The sequence below is a fragment of the Spirillospora sp. NPDC048824 genome (assembly GCF_043198455.1).
In the GTDB taxonomy this organism is placed as follows: Bacteria; Actinomycetota; Actinomycetes; order Streptosporangiales; family Streptosporangiaceae; genus Spirillospora.
Genome location: NZ_JBICUS010000010.1, coordinates 29,057 through 47,360 on the forward strand (window position 1 = coordinate 29,057; position 18,304 = coordinate 47,360).

Genomic DNA, 18,304 nt, shown 5'->3' on the forward strand with positions numbered 1-18,304 from the left:
CTCTCGACCGGCCGGATCAGGCGCCGGAGCCGGAACCGGGGCCCCCGAGGCCGGGGAAACCGCCGGGCAGCCCGCCGCCTCCACCGAGACCGGGGATGCCGCCTCCGCCGCCGAGGCCCTCGGCGAGCGGTCCCATCTTCTCCTGCTGCAGCTGCTGTGCCTCGCGGCCGGCGTCGCGGATCGCGGCCAGCACCAGGTCGGCGATGGTCTCCGCCGTGTCGGCCGCGTCGTCGGTGTCGACGGCCTTCGGGTCGATCGACAGTCCCGTGACCTCGCCCTGCCCGTTGACCGTCGCGGTGACGAGCCCGCCGCCGGCGGTACCCTTCACCTCGGCCTCCGCGAGTTCGCGCTGCGCGCTGAAGAGCTGCTCCTGCATGGCCTGCGCCTGCTGAAGCAGTTCCTGCATGTTCAACTGACCACCGGGTTCCACGGTGCACTCCCTCTTCCGGCCCCCCGAGAGGGCCTTCTCTCTGGCGCTCCGCCAGCCACCGGATGTCCGTCCCCCGAGACTACGGGTTTCCGGCGCCCCGCCGTAAGTACGGTCGCCGGTGTGCCCAAACGTGAAGATCTTGGACGGGTGTTCCGCGTCCCCGCTAACGCGTGGAGGAGTTGTCGATCTCGCGGATGATCTGGCCGCCCAGCTCACGCTGGATGAGCGCCATCCCGCTCATCTCGGCCTCCGCGCCGTCGGCGTCCGCGTCGCCTTCCGGGTCGACCTCGTCGCTCTCGTCCACCGGGGTGGGTTCGGGTGGCGGCGGAGGCTCGTCCGGCGGCGGAGGCGGTGGTTCCAGGGCCGCCTCGGCCCGGGGGGCCGGCGGCGCGGCGGCCGGCTGCGCGGGCGGCCGCGGCTGCTGCCGTGAGGCCGGGTTCGGTGTGGCCGCCGTACCGAACCCGCCATTAGGGCCCGGCCGGCCGGGCGGCCGCCCGGCGGGCGCGGCGCCGACGACGGTCTCGATCCGCCAGTCGACGCCCATCCGTTCCTTGAAGACCTCGCGGAGGACGGTGTCACGCCCGCCGTTGACGAAGCCCAGGCGGCGTCCCTCGGCGTCGAACCCCAGGGTGAGGACCTTCCCGTCCAGCGAGACCGGCTGCACCCCGGCCATGATGACCATCCAGGTGGCGCGGCTCTTCTGCTTGACGGCCTCGACGACGTCCGGCCAGAGCCGCTGCACGGCGGAGAAGTCCATCCCCCCGCCGGCTGCGGCCGGACTGGGCGCCGGACCGGGTGCCGGCTCGGCGGCGGCCGCGGGCGGACGTTCCCGCGCGGGCGGCGGAGAAGGGCGTTCAGGCGGACGGGGAGCCTGTTCAGCCGGAGCCGGAGCCGGAGCCGTGGGCGGCGGCGTGGGCGGCGGCGTGGGCGTGGCTGGAGCCGGAGCCGGCGTCGCCGCCGGGGCCGGGGCGCCGGTGAAGCCGCCCTGGGAGGCTTGGCGTTCGAGGCGGTCGAGGCGGGCGAACATCGACGCCTCGTCCTCGTATGCGGCGGGCAGCAGGATCCGTGCGCAGATCAGTTCCAGCAGCAGCCGCGGGGACGTGGCGCCGCGCATCTCGGTGAGGCCGGTGTGCAGCAGGTCCGCCGCGCGGGTCAGCTCGCCCCGCCCGAGAGAGGCCGCCTGGCGCCGCATGTGCTCCAGCTCGTCCGGTGCGACGTTCAGCAGCCCGGACCCGCCCGCCTCGGGGACGTTCGACAGGATCACCAGGTCGCGGACGCGTTCCAGCAGGTCGGCGGTGAAGCGGCGGGGGTCCTGGCCGCTCTCGACGACCCGGTCGACGGCGGCGAAGACCGCCGCGCCGTCGCGGGCCGCGAATGCCGCGATGACCTCGTCCAGGAGCGCGGAGTCGGTGTATCCGAGGAGGGACACGGCCCGCGCGTAGGTGATGCCGTCCTCGTCCGAACCGGCGAGGAGCTGGTCGAGGATCGACAGGGTGTCGCGGGCCGAGCCGGCGCCCGCCCGGACCGCCAGCGGCAGCGCCGACGCCTCGTACGGGACGTCCTCCGACCGGAGTATCTCCTCGACGAGTTCGGTGAGTACACCGGGCGGGATCAGCCGGAACGGGTAGTGGTGCGTCCGGGACCGGATCGTCCCGATGACCTTCTCCGGCTCGGTCGTCGCGAACACGAACTTCAGGTGCGGCGGCGGTTCCTCCACGAGCTTCAGCAGCGCGTTGAAACCCTCCCGGGTGACCATGTGCGCCTCGTCGATGATGTACACCTTGAAGCGCGCCGACACCGGGGCGAAGAAGGCCCGCTCCCGCAGGTCGCGGGCGTCGTCGACACCGCCGTGGGACGCGGCGTCGATCTCGATCACGTCGATGTGCCCGGTCCCCGCAGGGCCGAGGGCGACGCACGAGTCGCACTTGCCGCACGGGTCGGGGGTCGGCCCCTGTTCGCAGTTCAGGGAGCGGGCGAGGATGCGGGCGCTGGACGTCTTACCGCAGCCGCGCGGACCGCTGAACAGGTACGCGTGGTTGATCCGGCCGTTGCGCAACGCCTGCTGCAAGGGCTCGGCGACGTGCTCCTGGCCCTTCAGCTCGGCGAACGTCGCTGGCCGGTACTTGCGGTACAGAGCCAGACTCATCGGGGAGCCGCCCTCCCTCGAAAAGCAGAGCGTCAGACGCGGTGTCCCATGGACGCGGTGTCCCTAAATCAAGGGACCCCCCGCACACCCGCCAGAGCCTGCTTATCCTTGCTGCCTTCCGGCCCTGGGGAGGTTCACAGGGTGACGCCATGCGAGGGGTCTGCCTCAGAGTCTATGGCATCCGCCGCCCAGGATGGCCACGCTTCCGCGTAGTCTCCGCCTCATGTCCGCCCCGACGCACGGCACGCTCCTGCACATCGCCGAACGAACCCACTGGGACGCCGCCCGCGACACCGGAGTGTCGTACACGATGTCGACGCTCGGGCGGACACTCGGCGAGGAGGGCTTCGTCCACTGCTCGTCCGACATGGCCCAGGTCGAGGGCGTCCTCGGCCGCTTCTACACGGGGGTTCCCCGCTCGGACCTGGTGCTGCTGGTGGTCGACGTGTCCCGGCTCGACGCCCCCGTCCGCTACGAACCCGCGGGCGACGAGGTCTTCCCGCACGTCTACGGACCGATCCCGGTCTCGGCCGTAATTGATGTCAGGTCACTGCCCGAGAACCGGTAGGCTTCCCCGTGGAGGATTCGCCTAGTGGCCTAGGGCGCACGCTTGGAAAGCGTGTTGCGTGCAAGCGCTCGCGAGTTCGAATCTCGCATCCTCCGCCGCTACGAGGCCGGTGCCCAGCAGGCACCGGCCTCTTCTCGTGCTCCGGCCGCATGCCCTGCCGGACGGCGTTGGACTAGGCCGAGAGCTTCTGCAGGTCCTCCGGGCCGAGGTCGCCGGCCGACGGGACGTTCCGCAGTTCGCCGGTGAATGTCGTCGGCGGGCGTTATCGTGCGGGCGCATGGCTCTCGATCTCGTCGCGCTCGCCAAAGAGCAGCGTGCCTCGCAGGACTGGGAAAGCAAACAGATCGGACGGCACGACGTCCTCATCGAAGGCTTGATAGGAACCTTCGTCCACCTCTTCCGCGGCGACCGCGTCCTGGTGTGCCAATCCAACCGGGGTTATCGCGAGGACGTCGTGGAAGCGCTGCTGGACGCCGTGGCCGATCTGATGGACGCCGAGCTCGGCGACACCGTTCACGTCCGGCCGATCGACGTGCCGGGCTTCGCGCTGGACCGGGCCGTCCTGCTCGGCCCCGGTCAGGCCCCATTCTGGGAGAAACGCGACCCGGAGTTGAGGGAGCGCGGGCTGCAGGTCGTCCCCGCCTACCGCGGCGAGGTCGCCGACGGGGAGCCCGCCTCGCGGTTCCGGTGGGCCGTCATGGGCAAGGGCCTGTCCCTGCGTCACGGCGAATGGGACCGGAATCCGGTGCCGCGCGCCCTGGTCAGCCGGACCAACGGCCCGAAGCGCGGGCTGCCCCTCCCGAAGGCGCAGGACATGATCATGTCCGCGAAGACCGCGCTGGACAACTACGCGAGGAGCCTCACCCCGGACATCGAGATCGTCCTGCGCGACGTCCGGGGCCGGGAGCTGCGGCTGTGCCGCGACTGGGACCGCTACAACGGCGCCCTGACGGACGGCCGGAACGAGCTGGAGGTGTCCGTCCCGGCCGACCGGCTGTGGGAGGCGCTCGGCCCGCTGTTCCACGGCGCGGACGCCGACCAGGCCACCCTGGTCGCCGACCCGGACGTTTCCTATCCGATGCTGGTGATGCGGGCCAACGACCGGTACCGCGACGGCACCCTCAAGTCGCCCGTCCCGCTGGAGCAGGCGCTCACAGCGCTGGGGAACCTGGAACGGGTCGACGGGTACTTCCTGGTGTTCAACGGCCGCTCCGGCGGCACCGTGCAGGTGATGTGGAAGGGGGACGGGCCGGACCGGCCGCAGCTGTGGCTGGAGACGCCCTACCCCGACAAGCGGGAGCTGCACGGCAGGTTCGTCACGGCCGAGGAGGCCGAGCGGATGGTCACGACCCTCGCCGTGGAGGACCGCGTCGCCGTCGACGAGCTGGACGACCTGGAGATCGACACCTGGTAGATCGACGACCGGCGGGCGAGCGCGGGGGCCTCCGTCACGGGAGCGGCACCGCGGCCGGTACTTACTGACGAAGCCGTTGAGCTGGGAGGTAACTGGTTTACCGGTGGTGGCAAGCAGAGTGACGCATGTTGTTGCGTTGCCTTCTCCAGGTCACCCCGACGCCGTAGACTCGAAGTGTGATCTTCAAGGCGGTGGGTGAGGGAAGGCCCTATCCCGAGCACGGACTCTCGTCCCGGGACTGGGCCAAGATCCCGCCTCGCCAGGTACGTCTCGACCAGCTCGTCAGCACCAAACGCGAGATGGACCTGCAGTCGCTCCTGTCGAAGGACTCCACGTTCTACGGCGACCTGTTCCCGCACGTGGTCCAGTGGAAGGGCGAGATGTACCTGGAGGACGGCCTGCACCGGGCGCTGCGGGCCGCGCTTCACCAGCGGCAGGTCCTGCACGCGCGCGTGCTCGACCTGGACGCCGTCGACATCACCTGATCGTCGACATCGGCTGATCAGCGACGGCTTCGGCCTGTCAGACGCGTCCCAGGTCCCGGTTGGCCGCCTGCGGGCGGGCGGCGCGGAGACCGGCGGCCTCCAGCGCCTTCCGGTAGGCGGTCGCGGCCTCTTCCGGATCGTGGACGAGTTCGAGCAGCTCACCCAGTTCCCTGAGCAGATGCGCCGCCGGACGTCCCGCGGGCAGCGTCGCCAGCTGTTCCGACGCGGCGCGCAGAACGACCTGTGCCGCCATCCGGTCCCCCTGGGCGACGCGTGCGCGCGCGAGGACGAGACGGGCCAGGACGGTCTTCTGCGTGCGCGCCGCACGGTCGTTGTCAGGCTGCGGGGTCACGGGAGGGGAGTACGTCGGGGCGGCCAGGGCCATGCCCGTGTCGAGGAACTGCTCCAAGGTGGCGATGGCGTCGTCCAGATCGCCGACTAGGACGAGCGCACGAGCCTTCGCGATCGTCCTCTCCGTGGCTTCGGCACCGTCGAGATTGGCCGTCCCCCGGAGAAGGTCGAGCGCCTCCAGCGCGGCCTCACGGGAACCCTCGGCGCGCGGACATTCGAACCCGTACTCACCGGCGGGAACGGCAAGGGACGGCGCGTCCGCCGAGAACGGCATGACGCCCCTGAGCAACGCCTTGGCAGCCGCAAGGGACAGCCGTTCGCGAGCCTGCTCCGGGCTGGTGTCGCTGCGTACGGCCAGGGCCCGGTCGGCGAAGTACAGCGAGTCGCCGATCGTCCCCTCCTCAAGGGCACGCATGCTGGCCCGCTGGTAATGGACGCTCGCCGGCTCGTCCGCGGAACCCTCCGGGTGCAGGAGCCGCCGCCCGAGCTCATGTGCGCGCGCCGGATCCGAGCGATCCACGTAGGCGAGCAGCAGGATCCGCCCGACCTCGGTGTACTCCTCGCCCACGCCGAGCCCGAGATGGTGCAGCCGCGCGGCGGCGCGCTCGCCGAGCGCGATGGCCTGCCCCAGGTCGCCGACCGTGTGGTAGCAGCGGGCCAGCGCGATGACCGGCGGCAGCCAGCTCGCCCGGCCCGGGTCGCGCTCGGCCTGCTCGCGCAGCTCCTCGAAGAGCGCGATCGCGTCGTCGGTGCGGCCCAGCTCCTCCAGGGCGCGGGCGCGTCCCCAGCGGGCGCGGGCCGTCAGGTCGGGGTCGTCGCTGCGGGCGATCACCTCGTCGAAGCCGGCCTCGGCCGTGACCGGGTCGCCGCGCAGCAGCGCCAGATGCGCGTGGCGCTCCCGTACCTCAAGATGGGCGCGCTGCTCCGGCTCGACGCCCTCCGCGAGATATTCGGGGGTGCAGCCGAGGCGCTCGGCCAGCATGCGCAGGACGGTGGGCGTCGGAGTGCGCTTGCCCGACTCGATCAGAGAGATGTAGCTGTCGGAAAGGTCGTGACCGGCGAGCTGTGCCTGCGACAAGCGTCTGGTCAGCCGCAGGTTGCGGACACGTTCGCCGACGTTGCCTGGACCCGGCATGTGGACTCACTTAGCGGAAGTAAACAGGCGGCTGGAGTGCCGACATGATTGCACATTGCGGGTTATCGCACATCGAGAGTAATGAAGCGGCAGGAGACGAGATCGGCTGGTCGGGCCCCGCCCGGCCCCGCGCGCACGCTGCTGCAACGTCGTGGCGCGCCGGTTGCGGCCGGTGGATCCCCCGGCGATCGCGACGCCTGTCACCCTCGGAAGGTATCCGACCATCCACGCATGATCAGAAAAACCACCGATATTGATCAGCCCGCCGCGTTTAACGGCTAGCGGCCCGGCCGCTCAGCCCTGGTCGTCGGGGCCCGGGGCGGTGGGGACGTCGTCCGCATCGACCGTCTCCCTCGGGCGGCGCGGCGGCGGAGGCGGGGGGAGCGTCTTCTCCTCGGGCGCCGGGTTCTTGTTCGGGAAGATCATTTCGCAGACTTCGAGGTAGAGCTGCTCGGGGTAGGGCAGGTAGTCGACGTTGGTGAGCGCCTGGTCCTGGCCGGCGGACTCCAGGATGAACTCCCCGTAGCCGAGCATGCGGCCCGCGATCGTCCGCTTGAAGCTCATGTCGGTGACCTTGGCCAGCGGCATCATCGCGACCCTGCGGGTGATCAGGCCCGTGGTCAGCAGCATGCGCTGGTTGGTGATGACGAAGTAGTCGACGGACCATTCCGCGACCCGCCACACGAACCAGCCCAGCAGGATCAGCCAGCCCCACCAGATCCAGGTCATGGCGGCGGTGACGGTGTTGCTCAGCACACCCGCGACGATCAGGCCGCCGAGGACGAGACCGACGGGGACCATCAGCACGGCCGGATGCCGGCGCACCGTGATCACCTGGTTCTCGTGCGGGAGCAGGTACTTGTTCACCGATGCCGGCGCGGAGTCGCCGGGGGTCACGAGCCTCATGGCGGCCTCAGGCGAGCGCGTTGACGAAGGTGGCCAGGGATCCGGCGGCGGACGCGATGCCGCTGGCGGCGCTGTGCACCGACTGCGCCGCGCCGTCCGGCTGCTTGATCACGTAGAAAGCCACGAAGGCCACCGCGGCCCACGTCACGTACTTTTTTGCGGGCACGGCTGCCTCCCGGAGCGTTGACCCACGGACCCCGGTTCAGTTTCGCACAGCCCGCACGACCGGCAAAGCAAGGCCTATGGCGCGTTGACGACGGCTTGTGACGCGCCGTCGCGGCCTATGGCGCGTTGTCGAGCGACGAACGGCGCGCCCGGCGGCGCTTCTCGGCCGCGACGGTCGCGAGCACCTCCAGGTGCCGGCGCGCGATCCGTTCCACGAGATCGGGCGGCGCCGACCCCGTGACCTCCTCGGCGCCGTGCCTGGCGGCGGAGACGCACCGGTCCACCGTGTCGGCGCCGTGCACCCCGTCGAACTCTTCGGTGAGCCTCTCGCCGATCGCCGTGTAGCGCGGCAGGTCGCCATCCCCTAGGTGAGCCATCACACGTCCTCGATCGAGCTCGCTCACACCGCCCGGTCCGTAACGGTCCCCTGTGCCGGGGCGGCGGAGGGGAACGCGCACTGGCGTTCCGTAGCGCCTTCGTACCCTCCGCCGGAGCGAACGAACATCGCAGGTCAGGTCGGGCATCCGAATCGTGATGACGTGGATGGCCGGCGGGTTTCCCGTGGTGGGACGACGGCCCCGCACCCCTCGGAACCCGCGTGGGTCAGACGACGCCGTAGAGCCGGTCTCCGGCGTCCCCGAGGCCGGGCATGATGAAGCCCTGCTCGTTGAGGTGGGAGTCGATCGCGGCCGTCACGACCCGGACGGGCGCCGTGATGTCGGTGAACGACTGCTCCAGGTGCTTCAGCCCCTCCGGGGCGGCGAGCAGGCAGATCGCGGTCACATCGTCGGCGCCGCGGTCGAACAGCAGCCGGATGGCGGCGGCGAGCGTCCCCCCTGTCGCGAGCATCGGGTCGAGGACGTAGCACTGCCGGCCGGACAGGTCGTCCGGCAGCCGCGTCGCGTACGTCTGCGCCTGGAGGGTGCCCTCGTCCCGGATCATCCCGAGGAAACCGACCTCGGCGGTGGGCAGCAGCCGCGTCATGCCGTCCAGCATCCCGAGGCCGGCGCGCAGGATCGGCACGACGAGCGGCTTCGGGCTCGCCAGCTGGACGCCCTGCGCCGGGACGAGGGGCGTCTGGACGGTGGCGTCCGCGACCCGGACGTCGCGGGTGGCCTCGTAGGCGAGCAGGGTGACCAGCTCGTCGGCGAGGCGGCGGAACGTGGGGGAATCGGTGCGGACGTCCCGCAGCGTGGTGAGCTTGTGCGCGACGAGCGGGTGATCGACGGCGAGGGTCTGCATGCGATCACCGTAGCCCACCGTCCGCGATCGGCCGGACCTCGCCGAAGTTGGATAGGACGCCGTTGAGCTGGGCAGTATGGCGTTATGAACAGCGAAAGCGATCACCAGCCGGATGGTCCGGCGCGGGCTCGGGAGACCGTGCCCGACCCGCCTGAGCCGCCGGCTCCCCCGGGTTCGGCCGGTGGGCGGCCGGACTCGCCCGGGGGTGCCGCCGCGGCGCCGCCTCCGGGAGCCGCGGCTCCCCCGCCCGGAACCGCGGCGCAGTCTCCCGCTCCCCCCGCCTCCGGTGATCCCGCCTCCACCGCCTCCGCCTCCGAGGACGCGCCGGCGTCCGCCGAGCCCCCGGTGACCGATGTCACAGCCGGGCAGGACGTCCGGCCGCGCCCCGGCCCCCAGGGCGACATCTCCCCCGAGCAGGTGCGCGAGCATCTGCGGCGCCGGGCGATCTTCCTGCGGGAGCTGGCGGAGGCCCGTGAGCTGCGCCGCCGGGTGACGCCGCACCGCTCGCGGCGCGCGCGGATCCATGCGCAGCTGCGCCGCCGCACGTTCCGCATAAATTGACGCGGATCCACCAGATTCTTCCGCTGGGCACCGGATTGCGGCACTGACTCCCGGTCTCACGCGCGGGTGCGGCGCCCAGTTTGGCGTTGGAGCGCGCGCGGGCCCGCCGCATCTGGGACCATGCCCTGGCAAGTTACGCGCCGGTGGGGTGGAAATGACGGATGTGGACGCGACGGATTTCGCCGTCGTGGTGTACCGGGAAGACGAGGGCTGGGAGGCCGAGATCCTCCCGGTCGCGTTGACCGAGGACCTCGCGGGGCTGATCCATGCCCTGCGCCAGCAGCCGAGCCTCGGCGGCACGGTCGGGCTGGTCTCGGTCGGCGACGACTTCTTCGTGGCGATCCGCCTGCTCGGCGACGACGTCATGGTGTTCCTGTCGGACGTCACGGCCTCGGTCGACTGGCCGCTGGCCGGCCAGGTCCTCGAGTACCTGGACATACCGATCCCCGATGACGAGGAACTCGACCAGGTCCTCCCCGTCGGCGACATGTCGATCTTCGCCGATCTCGGCCTGGACGAGATGGAGCTCGGCGCCATCTCCGGCGACCTGGAGCTCTACCCGGACGAGATGCTGCTCAGCATCGCCGGCCGCATCGGCTTCGCCCCCGCCTTCGAACGCGCCGTGGACGCCATCGTCTGACGGCGTCCACGGGCACGGTCATCCCTGGCAGAACAGACATTTCATCGGGATTGGAGCGATCCCGCGACCGCTGGGGCTGTGACCCGGGCAACCCCGTGGGTCACAATTAACACGTGTCCTATTTCGCCGCCGTGTTCGCGCAGACCCCGGAGGGCTGGGTCGGGACCGAGGCCGTGCTCGCCGAGGCCGATCACGTCGACGACGTCGCCGACCTGATGCGGGAGGCGGCCGTCGAGTCCTACGGCGACCCGGTGGTGCTCCTGATCGAGCAGGACGACGACTGGTTCGCGGTCGTCCGGCTGGACGGGCAGGACGAGCCGCGCGCCTACGTGTCCGCCGTCCGCGAGAACGGGCTGGGCGCACTGTTCCAGCGGCTCGTCGGCGAGGTCCCGGACGGCGATCCCGGCGGCGACCCGGCCCTGCTCGAAGACCTCGGCCTCGACGCCAAGCGGCTCGGCGACCTCGGCGAGCGCGCCCTGCCCGGTGACGCGCTGCTCACCGTCGCCGAACACGCCGGCTTCGGTGAAGAGTTCGACCGCCTCCGTGACTGACCCGCGCCCCGCCGGCCGGGACCCCGGAACCGGCATGCCCCACCCCGCGTCCGAGCCGCCGGCGGCCGAAACCGCACGGCCGGCCGAACCCGGACCGGGGCCGGGGCCGGTCGCGGAGGTCGGTGTGCCGGGCGATGCCGTGGTCGCGGGGTTCGAGGCGGCGATGCGGCGGGCGCTGGAGGAGGCGCGCAAGGCGTTCGAGGCCGGGGAGATCCCGGTCGGGGCCGTCGTGCTGGACGCGTCGGGCGAGGTCATCGGGGCGGGGCACAACGATCGTGAGCGGTCCGCCGACCCGACCGGGCATGCGGAGATCGTCGCGATGCGGGAGGCGGCCGCCGCCCTCGGGGAGTGGCGGCTCTCGGGCTGCACGCTGGTCGTGACCCTGGAGCCGTGCACGATGTGCGCCGGAGCGTCCGTCCAGGCCCGGCTGGACCGGGTCGTGTACGGCGCCGTCGACCTGAAGGCGGGCGCGGTCGGGTCGCTGTGGGACGTCGTCCGGGACCGGCGCCTCAACCACAGGCCGGAGATCGTCGCGGAGGTGCTCGCGGACGAGTGCGCCGCGCTGCTAACCGAGTTCTTCACGCACCGCAGATTCGGGTAGGCTCTCCCGCGGTGGTGTCGCCTAGTGGACGAGGGCGCACGCCTCGAAAGCGTGTGAAGTGCAAGCTTCCGTGGGTTCGAATCCCACCACCACCGCCTACGCCGAGGGCCGCAACCCGAAACCGGGTCGCGGCCCTTGCTCATCCGGCCCCCGCGAACGGTGCGGGTCCACCCCGTCGCACGGCCGACACACACCACACTCGCCGCTGACGGTCGCGCCCACCCTCCGCTGCGTACCCTCGTCTCCTCTGCGCCGGCCAGCGTGTCAGCCGACGGTCACCAGGGCGACGCCGGCGACGGCGACGCCCATGCCGACGCGCTGGATCACCCGCAGGCGCTCGCTGTAGGCGATACGGGCCAGCAGGACGGTGATCGCCGGGTAGAGGGACGTGAGGACGGCGGCGAGGCTGAGCAGGCCGCTGTGGGCGGCGAGGAAGTAGAGCACGTTCGCGCCCGCGTCCAGGGTGCCCGACAGCAGCGCCAGCCCGATCAGCGTCCGCCCGGATATGCGGGGGCCGAGGTCGCCGCCGCGGAGCACCATGAACAGCAGCGCCGCGGCGACGATGACGAGGTTGCCGACGCGGGCGCCGACGATCGGCCAGAGGCCGGTGCCGTCCCCGGCGGCCTTCAGCAGGACGAAGAAGATCCCGAAGCAGGTCCCGGACACTCCGGCCATCGCGGGGCCCGAGTCCAGGAGCCGCCGCCATCCGGCCGCGGCCGGCCCGGCGGCCTCCCCGTCGCCGTCGGCCTCCATGCTGACCAGCCCGATCGCGACGAGGCACAGCAGGACACCGGCGAGGACGGACGCGTCCAGCCGCTCGCCCATCGCGACGCCGACGGCGACGGGCAGGACGGCCGCGGCCAGCGCGGACACGGGCGCCACCACGTTCATCGGCCCGCGCGCGAGCGCCCGGTAGAACGTGATCAGGCCCGCGCCGCCGCTGAGCCCGGCCGCGAAGCCCCAGGCCATCGGACCGGGGGACGCGGTGCCTCCGGCGAGCAGAGCGGACACCAGCACGACCGCGAGGCCGATCGGGACGCACCAGGTCAGCGCCTTCAACGCCGTCGACTTGCGCGTCACGGCGCCGCCGAGGAAGTCGGCCACGCCGTAGGCCAGCGCCGCGCTCAGCGCCAGGACCGTGACCATCACCGTCCGCCGATGACCCGGCTCGCGATCCGGACGTCTGGTGTGATCGCCCGGAGCCGCCCGGCGAGCCGGCCGCCCGCCTCGGCCAGCCGCTTCAGCGGGTACGGCTCAAGGCTTTCGAGCAGGAAGAGGCCGTTCTTCGTGGTCTCCGTCAGCCGCGTCCGGACGCACTGCCGCCAGTTCCAGCGCCGGCAGGTCACGCCCGCGTCGTCGCGCCAGACGACCTCGCCGGCGTTCGGGTGCTCGACGGCGGGCTCGCCGCCTGCCATCACGTCGAACGTCTCGTCGCCGGTGGCCCTGATCAGGCGCGCCGCGCCCTGGTACGCGTCGAGGTCCTCGCCGCCGATGGGCAGCGCGTACTCGACGCTGACCGCGTTGTAGGCGTCCACGACCTTGTTGATGGACGGGAGCGCGTCGGCCCGGCGGAGCAAGGCGTCCACCGAGGGACGGGTCCGCTGCGGCTTCGCCCCGAACGCCCGGTAGGCGTCGCGCCACGCCTCCACGTGGGGGTCGGCGGCGTCCGCCTTCCCGGCCGCCTCGGCCAGCCAGCCCTGCGACTCCTGGTCGCCGGGTCCGTTCACCAGCCCCTCGGCGGTCATGACGAGCACGGCGAAGTCGGGACGCAGTTCCCGCACGGCCTCGTCCACAACGACCTGCTCCAGCATCTCCAGCCCTCCGGGACGGTCACTTTAATGACATATAGATATCATCATACCGACCGACCGTGCCGTCTCCGCCCATCCGCCCATGATCGGAGGGCGGGGTGGGATCGTTGAGTGGACGTTCTGGAACGGGAGGGCGATTGAGCGAGCAGGGTGCGGCCGGGGAGGCCGTGGCGCGGGCCGTCCGGGCGCTGCGGGCCGGGCACGGGTGGAGCCTGGACGAGCTGGCGGGCCGGGCCGGGGTGAGCAAGGGCGTCCTGGTCGGGCTGGAGCAGGGCCGCGGGAACCCGAACCTGGGGACGCTCATCCGGATCTCCGACGCGCTCGGTGTGCCGTTGACGCGGCTGGTGCAGGTGGAGGAGGAGCCGCCGGTACGGATGTTCCGCCCGGACCGGCACGTCGTGCTCTGGGAGGGCGAGAAGGGCGGGACGGGCACGCTGCTGGCCGGGAGCGACCCGAGGCCGTCGCTGGAGCTGTGGAGCTGGGAGTTGCGGCCGGGGGAGACGCGGGAGAGCGACGCGCACGTCCCCGGCACCAAGGAGATCGTCTACGTGCAGCAGGGCACCCTGACGCTCGGCGTCGACGGCCGGACCGATCTCGTCGAGGAGGGCGCGGCCGCCGTGTTCGTCGGCGACCGCCCGCATTCGTACGGCAACGCGGGCGACCTGGAGGTCCGCTTCGTCCTCGCCGTCCTGGATCTGTGACCTGGGAAGCGCCGGTCAGGAGGTCAGGCGGACGGGCATGGCGAGGTAGCGGTAGCCGGTGTCGGAGGTGTCGTCGGCAGCGTCCTCGTCGTCCTTCTTGTCGGGGATGGCGGTGAGGAGGGCGGCCTTGGTGGCATCGGTGCATTCGAGGCGGGCGTACTCGGTGTCGATGCCGGCGAGGCCGTCCAGGAGGTACTGGGGGGCGAACGCGATGTCGATGTCGTCGCCGGTGAGCCGGGCGGCGAGGCTCTCGTTGGCGCGGGCGGAGTCGCCGGTGGCGGCGCGGATGCGGACCTCGTCGGCGGTGAAGGCCAGCCGGATCGGGGTGCCGCGCTCGGTGACCAGGGCGGCGCGTTTGATCGCCTCGACGAACGGGGCGACGGGAATCTCGGCGACCGACGTCCAGGTGCCGGTGAGCCGGGACCGGTAGTTGATGTACTGGTCGTCCAGGAGGCGGCTGGTCATGCTGCGGCCGCCGCCGGATACGCCGATGAGGGTGTCGGCGGTGCCGCCGAGGTCGATGGCGACGTCCGCGCCGCGCTTGATCGCCTTGGCGGTGTCGGCGAGGGTGCGGGCGGGGACGACGACGCCGGCGGTGAAGCCGGGATCGGCGGGGGACCAGGTCAGCTCGCGGGCGGCGATGCGGTAGCGGTCGGTGCAGGCGAGCCACATCGTGTCGCCCTCGATGTCGATGCGGACGCCGGTGAGCATCGGGAGGGTGTCGTCGCGTCCGGCGGCCGGGGTGACCTGGGCGACGGCGGTCGCGAACAGGTCGCCCGGGATGGTTCCGGCGCGGGCCGGCGGCTCGGGAAGGGTGGGGTAGTCCTCGACGGGCAGCGTCAGGAGGCCGAACTCGGCGGGGCCGCAGCGGACCACCACCTCCGAGCCCTTCGTGAAGATATCCACAGGCTGTGGAGGAAGGTTCCGGACGATGTCGGACAGGAGCCGTCCGGGGACGAGGACACGGCCCGGCTCGGTGACGGCGGCCTCGTCCGTGGCGCGGGCCGAGACCTCGTAGTCGAACCCGGCCAGGGTGAGCTCGCCCTGGTCGGTGACCTCGATGAGCATGCCCGCGAGGACGGGGAGCGCGGGGCGTGCCGGCAGTGTCCGCGCGGCCCACGCCACGGCGTCGGCGAGGGTCTGGCGGTCGACTCGGAACTCCACCTTGATCAGCCTTTCCGGCGACTGCTTGACGGGCCGGGGACCGGCCATGACACGCACGTTATCCCCAGCCTCTGACAAGACTTAGAAAAGTGCGTCGGCGGTGCCGTGGGTCTTGCGTTCGAAGTCGAGGAGGTAGCGCTTGCGGTCGAGGCCGCCGCCGTAGCCGGTGAGGCCGCCGGTGGAGCCGATGACCCGGTGGCAGGGGACGATGACGCTGATCGGGTTGCGTCCGTTGGCGAGACCGACGGCACGGGACGCGGACGGCTTGCCCATCTCGGTGGCGAGCTGGCCGTAGGTGGCGGTCTCGCCGTAGGGGATCTCCCGGAGCAGCCCCCAGACGCGTTGCTGGAAGGGCGTGCCGCGGAGGGTGAGCGGGAGGTCGAACTCGGTCAGTTCACCGGCGAAGTACGCGGAGAGTTGTTCCGCGACGGTCGCGAAGGGGCCGGTGTGAGGGTCGCCGGGCGCGCCGAAGGTCTCCTCGGACGGACGGTGCCGCTGCACGTCCATGAAGAGGCCGGACAGGGCGCCGTCCATGGCCACCAGCGTGAGCGGGCCTACGGGACTGTCCACGACGACGTGCGTCGGGTTCATGGGGCGATCCTCTCCTGGTCAGGATGCGGGAAGCAGGTTGATGGCGTGGTCGCCCGTGGCCCACAGGTACTGAACGGCGTAGGCGCGCCATGGACGCCATTGCGCGGCGCGGCGGGTGAGGGCCGCCGGCGTCGAGGGGAGGTCGAGCGACTTGGCGGCGGCGCGGATTCCCAGGTCGCCGGGGATGAACGCGTCGGGGTCTCCGAGAGCGCGCATCGCGATCGTCTCCGTGGTCCAGGGACCGAAGCCCGGGAGGGCGGACAAGCGCGCGCGGGCCTCCTCCCAGTCGCTTCCCACGCCGAGGTCGATCTCGCCGCTCGCGAGCGCGTCGGCAAGGGTCAGGAGGGTGGTGCGCCGGGTCTTCGGGAACGCGAGGGCTTCCGGGTCGAGTTCCGCCAGGGCGGACGGGGTCGGGAAGAGGTGGGTCAGTCCCCCGCCTGGGTCGTCGATGGCGTCGCCGTAGGCGGTGACGAGCCGTCCCGCATGGGTTCGGGCCGCGGCCGTCGACACCTGCTGCCCCAGGACGGCGCGGACGGCGAACTCGGGGCCGTCCACGGTGCGGGGGACGCGCCGTCCGGGCGCCTTGTCGACCAGCGGTGCGAGGACGGGGTCGGTGCGGAGCAGGTCGTCCACGGCGACCGGGTCCGCGTCGAGGTCGAGCATCCAGCGGCAGCGGCTGATCGCGATGGCGAGGTCGCGCAGGTCGCTGAGGATGAGCGTGCAGGCGACATGGTCGGGCCGGGGCCGCAGCGCGGCGATGCCGTGCCCGTGCGGCAGGCGCATCGCGCGGCGGAACGCGCCGTCCCGCCACTCCTCCACGCCGGGGACGGCGGTGGCGGTGAGATGGCCGAACAGGTTGTCGGGGCAGAGCGGCGCCCGGAACGGCAGCCGCAGCGACAGCGCCCCTGAGCCGGCGGGCGGGTGGCCCTTGGCGACACGGTCGCGCAGTCCACTCGGCGTCAGCGCGAACACTTCTCGGACGGTGTCGTTGAAGGCGCGGATGCTGGCGAAGCCCGCCGCGAACGCGACATCACCCATGGGGAGGGCTGTCGTTTCGATGAGGAGCCGCGCCGTCTGCGCACGCTGAGCTCGCGCCAGGGCGAGTGGGCCGGCGCCCAGTTCGGCGTTGAGCTGACGCTCGATCTGACGCGTGCTGTAGCCGAGACGTCCTGCGAGCCCGGGAACGCCCTCACGGTCGACGACGCCGTCGGCGATGAGCCGCATCGCACGGGCGACGACGTCCGCGCGGTGGTTCCATTCCGGTGACCCGGGGCTGGTGTCGGGTCGGCAGCGCTTGCAGGCGCGGAAACCGGCCTGCTGTGCGGCGGCGGCGCTGGGGTAGAAGCGCATGTTGCCGGGCTTGGGCGGGACGACCGGGCAGCTCGGGCGGCAGTAGATGCCCGTGGTGACGACCCCGGTGAAGAACCATCCGTCGAACCGGGCGTCCTTCGCCTGGACGGCCCGCACGCACCTTTCCGCGTCCTCATGCATGCCCCCAGCATCACCGATGGTCACATGCGCCCACTAGCGGATTTCCGACATCAACGCTCAGGTGCATTTGCCGAGCGACTGAACAAGCGTTTAGCATGCTGAACATGTGTTCAATGATCGATGACCGGACGGCCCGGGCCGTCATCCGCGACGAGGCGCTGCGGCTGTTCGCCCTGCGCGGCCCGGACGCGGTCACGGTGCGGCAGGTCGCCGAGGCCGCGGGCGTCTCGGCGGCGCTGGTCATGCACCATTTCGGCTCGAAGGACGTGCTGCGCGAAAGCGTCGACCAGCACGTCCTGCAGATGTTCGACGGGATGATCGGCGAACTGACCGGCGAGACCGGCGCGACCGGGGAGACCGCCGCGGACGCCGACGCCGGGTCCCTGGCCAAGGCCGTGCTTCGGCACCTGCCATCCGGCTCACCTGTACCCGCGTACCTGCGGCGGCTCCTTCTCGACGATGGCGAACCCGGACGGCGCCTGTTCCGGCGCCTGTTCGAGGTGAGCCGGGCCCAGCTGGACGCCATGGTCGCCGCAGGCGAGGCGGCTCCGGGCGACGATCCGGCCGTCCGCGCGGCGTTCCTGTTGGTCAACGATCTGGCCGTGTTCCTGTTGCGGGACCGGCTTGCCGACGTACTGGGGTCCGACCCCTTGTCGGCCGAAGGCATGACCAGATGGGCGGACGAGGCGGTGACCATCTACGGCAGTGGGCTGGGCAGAACGAGGCCGACACCATGACCGGCGGCCGAATCGACTGGGAAACCACGTCCGCGAAGCCGAGCTGGTTCCTCGGCAGTGGCGCGACGGCGCACGAACGGGCCCTCGCCTATCTGGCGGGGGCGTTCGGCGTGGCCGTTCTGCTGTGGATCGCCCGGGACCTGCCGTGGCCCTGGTGGAAGTGCCTGATCGGCGCGGTCGTGGCGTACGACATCGCCGGCGGCGTCGTCGCCAACGGGCTGAACGCCGTCAAGCGCTTCTACCACGGGCCGCTGCCGCTGCCGCCGACGCGCCTGAACCGGCTCATGCACAACGAGATCGGGTTCGCGGCGTGCCACGTCCAGCCGATCGTGGTCGGCCTGGTGTTCGGCGGGCCCTGGTGGTGGGGGCCGCTGTGGTACGCGTGGGCCTTGACCGGCGTCGTCCTCGTCGCCCGCGCGCCGCTCTACCTGGCCCGCCCGGCCGGGCTTTTCGCCGTCCTCGGCGGGGTGATGGTCGCGCCGTCGGTCTCCCATCCCGAGGGCTTCGGCTGGCTGCCCGTCGCGCTGCTGATCAAGCTCGCCGTCGCGCACGCCGTCCCCGAGGAGCCATACGGCCGGTCCGCGCGCCGGGCATGACCTCCCAGGTAATCGATC

The 18,304-nt window shown here is 71.8% G+C and carries 21 protein-coding genes, 2 tRNA genes, 1 other RNA gene and 1 pseudogene; 12 read left to right on the forward strand and 13 right to left on the reverse strand.

Annotated elements, in window-relative coordinates:
- Positions 1-16 precede the first annotated feature (16 nt).
- The 3 genes from ACGFIS_RS20800 to ffs form a co-directional block, all read right to left on the reverse strand.
- On the reverse strand, positions 17-406 hold the full coding sequence (locus ACGFIS_RS20800) for a YbaB/EbfC family nucleoid-associated protein (RefSeq protein WP_392904068.1): 390 nt from the start codon (positions 404-406) through the stop codon (positions 17-19).
- Positions 407-593: 187 nt separating this feature from the next.
- On the reverse strand, positions 594-2,576 hold the full coding sequence (locus ACGFIS_RS20805) for a DNA polymerase III subunit gamma and tau (protein WP_392972173.1): 1,983 nt from the start codon (positions 2,574-2,576) through the stop codon (positions 594-596).
- Between the two features lie 68 nt (positions 2,577-2,644).
- An RNA gene (ffs, locus tag ACGFIS_RS20810) (signal recognition particle sRNA small type) lies at positions 2,645-2,740 on the reverse strand.
- A gap of 59 nt (positions 2,741-2,799) precedes the next feature.
- Between ffs and ACGFIS_RS20815 the strand changes: the two genes are divergently transcribed.
- The 4 genes from ACGFIS_RS20815 (at position 2,800) to ACGFIS_RS20830 (ending at position 5,043) form a co-directional block, all read left to right on the forward strand.
- A complete protein-coding gene (locus tag ACGFIS_RS20815; protein ID WP_392903917.1) occupies positions 2,800-3,144 on the forward strand; it encodes a DUF952 domain-containing protein in 345 nt (114 codons plus the stop codon).
- A 10-nt stretch (positions 3,145-3,154) separates the two neighbouring features.
- Positions 3,155-3,239: transfer RNA gene (locus ACGFIS_RS20820), tRNA-Ser, on the forward strand.
- Positions 3,240-3,421: 182 nt separating this feature from the next.
- The gene (locus ACGFIS_RS20825; protein WP_392972175.1) at positions 3,422-4,558 is read left to right on the forward strand and encodes a hypothetical protein; all 1,137 of its coding nucleotides are present in this window, start codon (positions 3,422-3,424) and stop codon (positions 4,556-4,558) included.
- 176 nt (positions 4,559-4,734) lie between these two features.
- Entirely contained in the window at positions 4,735-5,043 is a 309-nt protein-coding gene (locus ACGFIS_RS20830) for a type II toxin-antitoxin system VapB family antitoxin (RefSeq protein ID WP_392903912.1), read from the forward strand.
- A 37-nt stretch (positions 5,044-5,080) separates the two neighbouring features.
- Here the strand turns inward: ACGFIS_RS20830 and ACGFIS_RS20835 are convergent, their stop codons facing one another.
- The 5 genes and pseudogenes from ACGFIS_RS20835 to upp all read right to left on the reverse strand — a co-directional run bounded on the left by ACGFIS_RS20835 (position 5,081) and on the right by upp (position 8,842).
- A complete protein-coding gene (locus ACGFIS_RS20835) occupies positions 5,081-6,529 on the reverse strand; it encodes a helix-turn-helix domain-containing protein (protein WP_392972177.1) in 1,449 nt (482 codons plus the stop codon).
- A 408-nt stretch (positions 6,530-6,937) separates the two neighbouring features.
- Positions 6,938-7,435, reverse strand: a pseudogene (locus ACGFIS_RS20840) (PH domain-containing protein); the annotation flags it as partial.
- 7 nt (positions 7,436-7,442) lie between these two features.
- Positions 7,443-7,601, reverse strand: coding sequence for a hypothetical protein (locus tag ACGFIS_RS20845; protein ID WP_392903907.1), 159 nt, complete (start codon positions 7,599-7,601; stop codon positions 7,443-7,445).
- Positions 7,602-7,716: 115 nt separating this feature from the next.
- A complete protein-coding gene (locus ACGFIS_RS20850) occupies positions 7,717-7,977 on the reverse strand; it encodes a hypothetical protein (protein ID WP_392903904.1) in 261 nt (86 codons plus the stop codon).
- Positions 7,978-8,203: 226 nt separating this feature from the next.
- Positions 8,204-8,842 carry a uracil phosphoribosyltransferase gene (gene upp, locus ACGFIS_RS20855; RefSeq protein ID WP_392903902.1) on the reverse strand — a complete coding sequence of 213 codons (639 nt, stop codon included), beginning with the start codon at positions 8,840-8,842 and terminating at the stop codon, positions 8,204-8,206.
- Positions 8,843-9,187: 345 nt separating this feature from the next.
- On the opposite strand from upp, the gene ACGFIS_RS20860 reads away from it, so the two are divergent.
- The 5 genes from ACGFIS_RS20860 to ACGFIS_RS20880 all read left to right on the forward strand — a co-directional run bounded on the left by ACGFIS_RS20860 (position 9,188) and on the right by ACGFIS_RS20880 (position 11,290).
- Positions 9,188-9,403: a hypothetical protein gene (locus tag ACGFIS_RS20860; RefSeq protein ID WP_392903900.1), complete on the forward strand. Its 216-nt coding sequence runs from the start codon at positions 9,188-9,190 to the stop codon at positions 9,401-9,403.
- Between the two features lie 154 nt (positions 9,404-9,557).
- The gene (locus ACGFIS_RS20865; RefSeq protein ID WP_392903898.1) at positions 9,558-10,043 is read left to right on the forward strand and encodes a tRNA adenosine deaminase-associated protein; all 486 of its coding nucleotides are present in this window, start codon (positions 9,558-9,560) and stop codon (positions 10,041-10,043) included.
- A 113-nt stretch (positions 10,044-10,156) separates the two neighbouring features.
- A complete protein-coding gene (locus ACGFIS_RS20870) occupies positions 10,157-10,594 on the forward strand; it encodes a tRNA adenosine deaminase-associated protein (RefSeq protein ID WP_392972179.1) in 438 nt (145 codons plus the stop codon).
- Between the two features lie 163 nt (positions 10,595-10,757).
- The gene (gene tadA / locus ACGFIS_RS20875; protein WP_392904066.1) at positions 10,758-11,195 is read left to right on the forward strand and encodes a tRNA adenosine(34) deaminase TadA; all 438 of its coding nucleotides are present in this window, start codon (positions 10,758-10,760) and stop codon (positions 11,193-11,195) included.
- 10 nt (positions 11,196-11,205) lie between these two features.
- A tRNA-Ser gene (locus tag ACGFIS_RS20880) sits at positions 11,206-11,290 on the forward strand.
- Between the two features lie 169 nt (positions 11,291-11,459).
- Here the strand turns inward: ACGFIS_RS20880 and ACGFIS_RS20885 are convergent.
- Together ACGFIS_RS20885 and ACGFIS_RS20890 are read right to left on the reverse strand one after the other, a co-directional pair.
- Positions 11,460-12,341 (reverse strand): EamA family transporter, encoded by an 882-nt coding sequence (locus ACGFIS_RS20885; protein ID WP_392972181.1) that lies wholly within the window; start codon positions 12,339-12,341, stop codon positions 11,460-11,462.
- Positions 12,341-13,006: a B3/4 domain-containing protein gene (locus ACGFIS_RS20890; RefSeq protein WP_392903891.1), complete on the reverse strand. Its 666-nt coding sequence runs from the start codon at positions 13,004-13,006 to the stop codon at positions 12,341-12,343. The genes ACGFIS_RS20885 and ACGFIS_RS20890 overlap by 1 nt, the downstream gene beginning before the upstream one ends.
- 137 nt (positions 13,007-13,143) lie before the next feature.
- Here ACGFIS_RS20890 and ACGFIS_RS20895 point away from each other — a divergent pair, with 137 nt between their 5' ends.
- The gene (locus ACGFIS_RS20895) at positions 13,144-13,707 is read left to right on the forward strand and encodes a helix-turn-helix domain-containing protein (protein ID WP_392903888.1); all 564 of its coding nucleotides are present in this window, start codon (positions 13,144-13,146) and stop codon (positions 13,705-13,707) included.
- A gap of 15 nt (positions 13,708-13,722) precedes the next feature.
- Here ACGFIS_RS20895 and dnaN read toward each other — a convergent pair whose 3' ends face one another.
- From dnaN to ACGFIS_RS20910, 3 genes are read right to left on the reverse strand one after another with little or no spacing between them, the layout of a single operon-like run.
- The gene (gene dnaN, locus ACGFIS_RS20900) at positions 13,723-14,919 is read right to left on the reverse strand and encodes a DNA polymerase III subunit beta (protein WP_392972183.1); all 1,197 of its coding nucleotides are present in this window, start codon (positions 14,917-14,919) and stop codon (positions 13,723-13,725) included.
- 33 nt (positions 14,920-14,952) lie between these two features.
- Positions 14,953-15,462: a methylated-DNA--[protein]-cysteine S-methyltransferase gene (locus ACGFIS_RS20905; protein ID WP_392903886.1), complete on the reverse strand. Its 510-nt coding sequence runs from the start codon at positions 15,460-15,462 to the stop codon at positions 14,953-14,955.
- Between the two features lie 18 nt (positions 15,463-15,480).
- A complete protein-coding gene (locus tag ACGFIS_RS20910; protein ID WP_392903883.1) occupies positions 15,481-16,953 on the reverse strand; it encodes an AlkA N-terminal domain-containing protein in 1,473 nt (490 codons plus the stop codon).
- 104 nt (positions 16,954-17,057) lie between these two features.
- Between ACGFIS_RS20910 and ACGFIS_RS20915 the strand changes: the two genes are divergently transcribed.
- On the forward strand, positions 17,058-17,690 hold the full coding sequence (locus ACGFIS_RS20915) for a TetR/AcrR family transcriptional regulator (protein ID WP_392903881.1): 633 nt from the start codon (positions 17,058-17,060) through the stop codon (positions 17,688-17,690).
- Positions 17,687-18,286, forward strand: a complete 600-nt coding sequence (locus ACGFIS_RS20920; RefSeq protein WP_392903879.1) for a hypothetical protein — start codon at positions 17,687-17,689, stop codon at positions 18,284-18,286. The genes ACGFIS_RS20915 and ACGFIS_RS20920 overlap by 4 nt, the downstream gene beginning before the upstream one ends.
- Positions 18,287-18,304 lie beyond the last annotated feature (18 nt).

Coding starts and splice junctions, on each gene's coding strand:
- ACGFIS_RS20800 (WP_392904068.1), bottom strand. CDS start 406: ATGCAGGAACTGCTTCAGCAGGCGCAGGCCATGCAGGAGCAGCTCTTC.
- ACGFIS_RS20805 (WP_392972173.1), bottom strand. CDS start 2,576: ATGAGTCTGGCTCTGTACCGCAAGTACCGGCCAGCGACGTTCGCCGAG.
- ACGFIS_RS20815 (WP_392903917.1), top strand. CDS start 2,800: ATGTCCGCCCCGACGCACGGCACGCTCCTGCACATCGCCGAACGAACC.
- ACGFIS_RS20825 (WP_392972175.1), top strand. CDS start 3,422: ATGGCTCTCGATCTCGTCGCGCTCGCCAAAGAGCAGCGTGCCTCGCAG.
- ACGFIS_RS20835 (WP_392972177.1), bottom strand. CDS start 6,529: ATGCCGGGTCCAGGCAACGTCGGCGAACGTGTCCGCAACCTGCGGCTG.
- ACGFIS_RS20850 (WP_392903904.1), bottom strand. CDS start 7,977: ATGGCTCACCTAGGGGATGGCGACCTGCCGCGCTACACGGCGATCGGC.
- upp (WP_392903902.1), bottom strand. CDS start 8,842: ATGCAGACCCTCGCCGTCGATCACCCGCTCGTCGCGCACAAGCTCACC.
- ACGFIS_RS20865 (WP_392903898.1), top strand. CDS start 9,558: ATGACGGATGTGGACGCGACGGATTTCGCCGTCGTGGTGTACCGGGAA.
- tadA (WP_392904066.1), top strand. CDS start 10,758: ATGCGGCGGGCGCTGGAGGAGGCGCGCAAGGCGTTCGAGGCCGGGGAG.
- ACGFIS_RS20885 (WP_392972181.1), bottom strand. CDS start 12,341: ATGGTCACGGTCCTGGCGCTGAGCGCGGCGCTGGCCTACGGCGTGGCC.
- ACGFIS_RS20890 (WP_392903891.1), bottom strand. CDS start 13,006: ATGCTGGAGCAGGTCGTTGTGGACGAGGCCGTGCGGGAACTGCGTCCC.
- dnaN (WP_392972183.1), bottom strand. CDS start 14,919: ATGGCCGGTCCCCGGCCCGTCAAGCAGTCGCCGGAAAGGCTGATCAAG.
- ACGFIS_RS20905 (WP_392903886.1), bottom strand. CDS start 15,462: ATGAACCCGACGCACGTCGTCGTGGACAGTCCCGTAGGCCCGCTCACG.
- ACGFIS_RS20910 (WP_392903883.1), bottom strand. CDS start 16,953: ATGCATGAGGACGCGGAAAGGTGCGTGCGGGCCGTCCAGGCGAAGGAC.
- ACGFIS_RS20915 (WP_392903881.1), top strand. CDS start 17,058: ATGTGTTCAATGATCGATGACCGGACGGCCCGGGCCGTCATCCGCGAC.
- ACGFIS_RS20920 (WP_392903879.1), top strand. CDS start 17,687: ATGACCGGCGGCCGAATCGACTGGGAAACCACGTCCGCGAAGCCGAGC.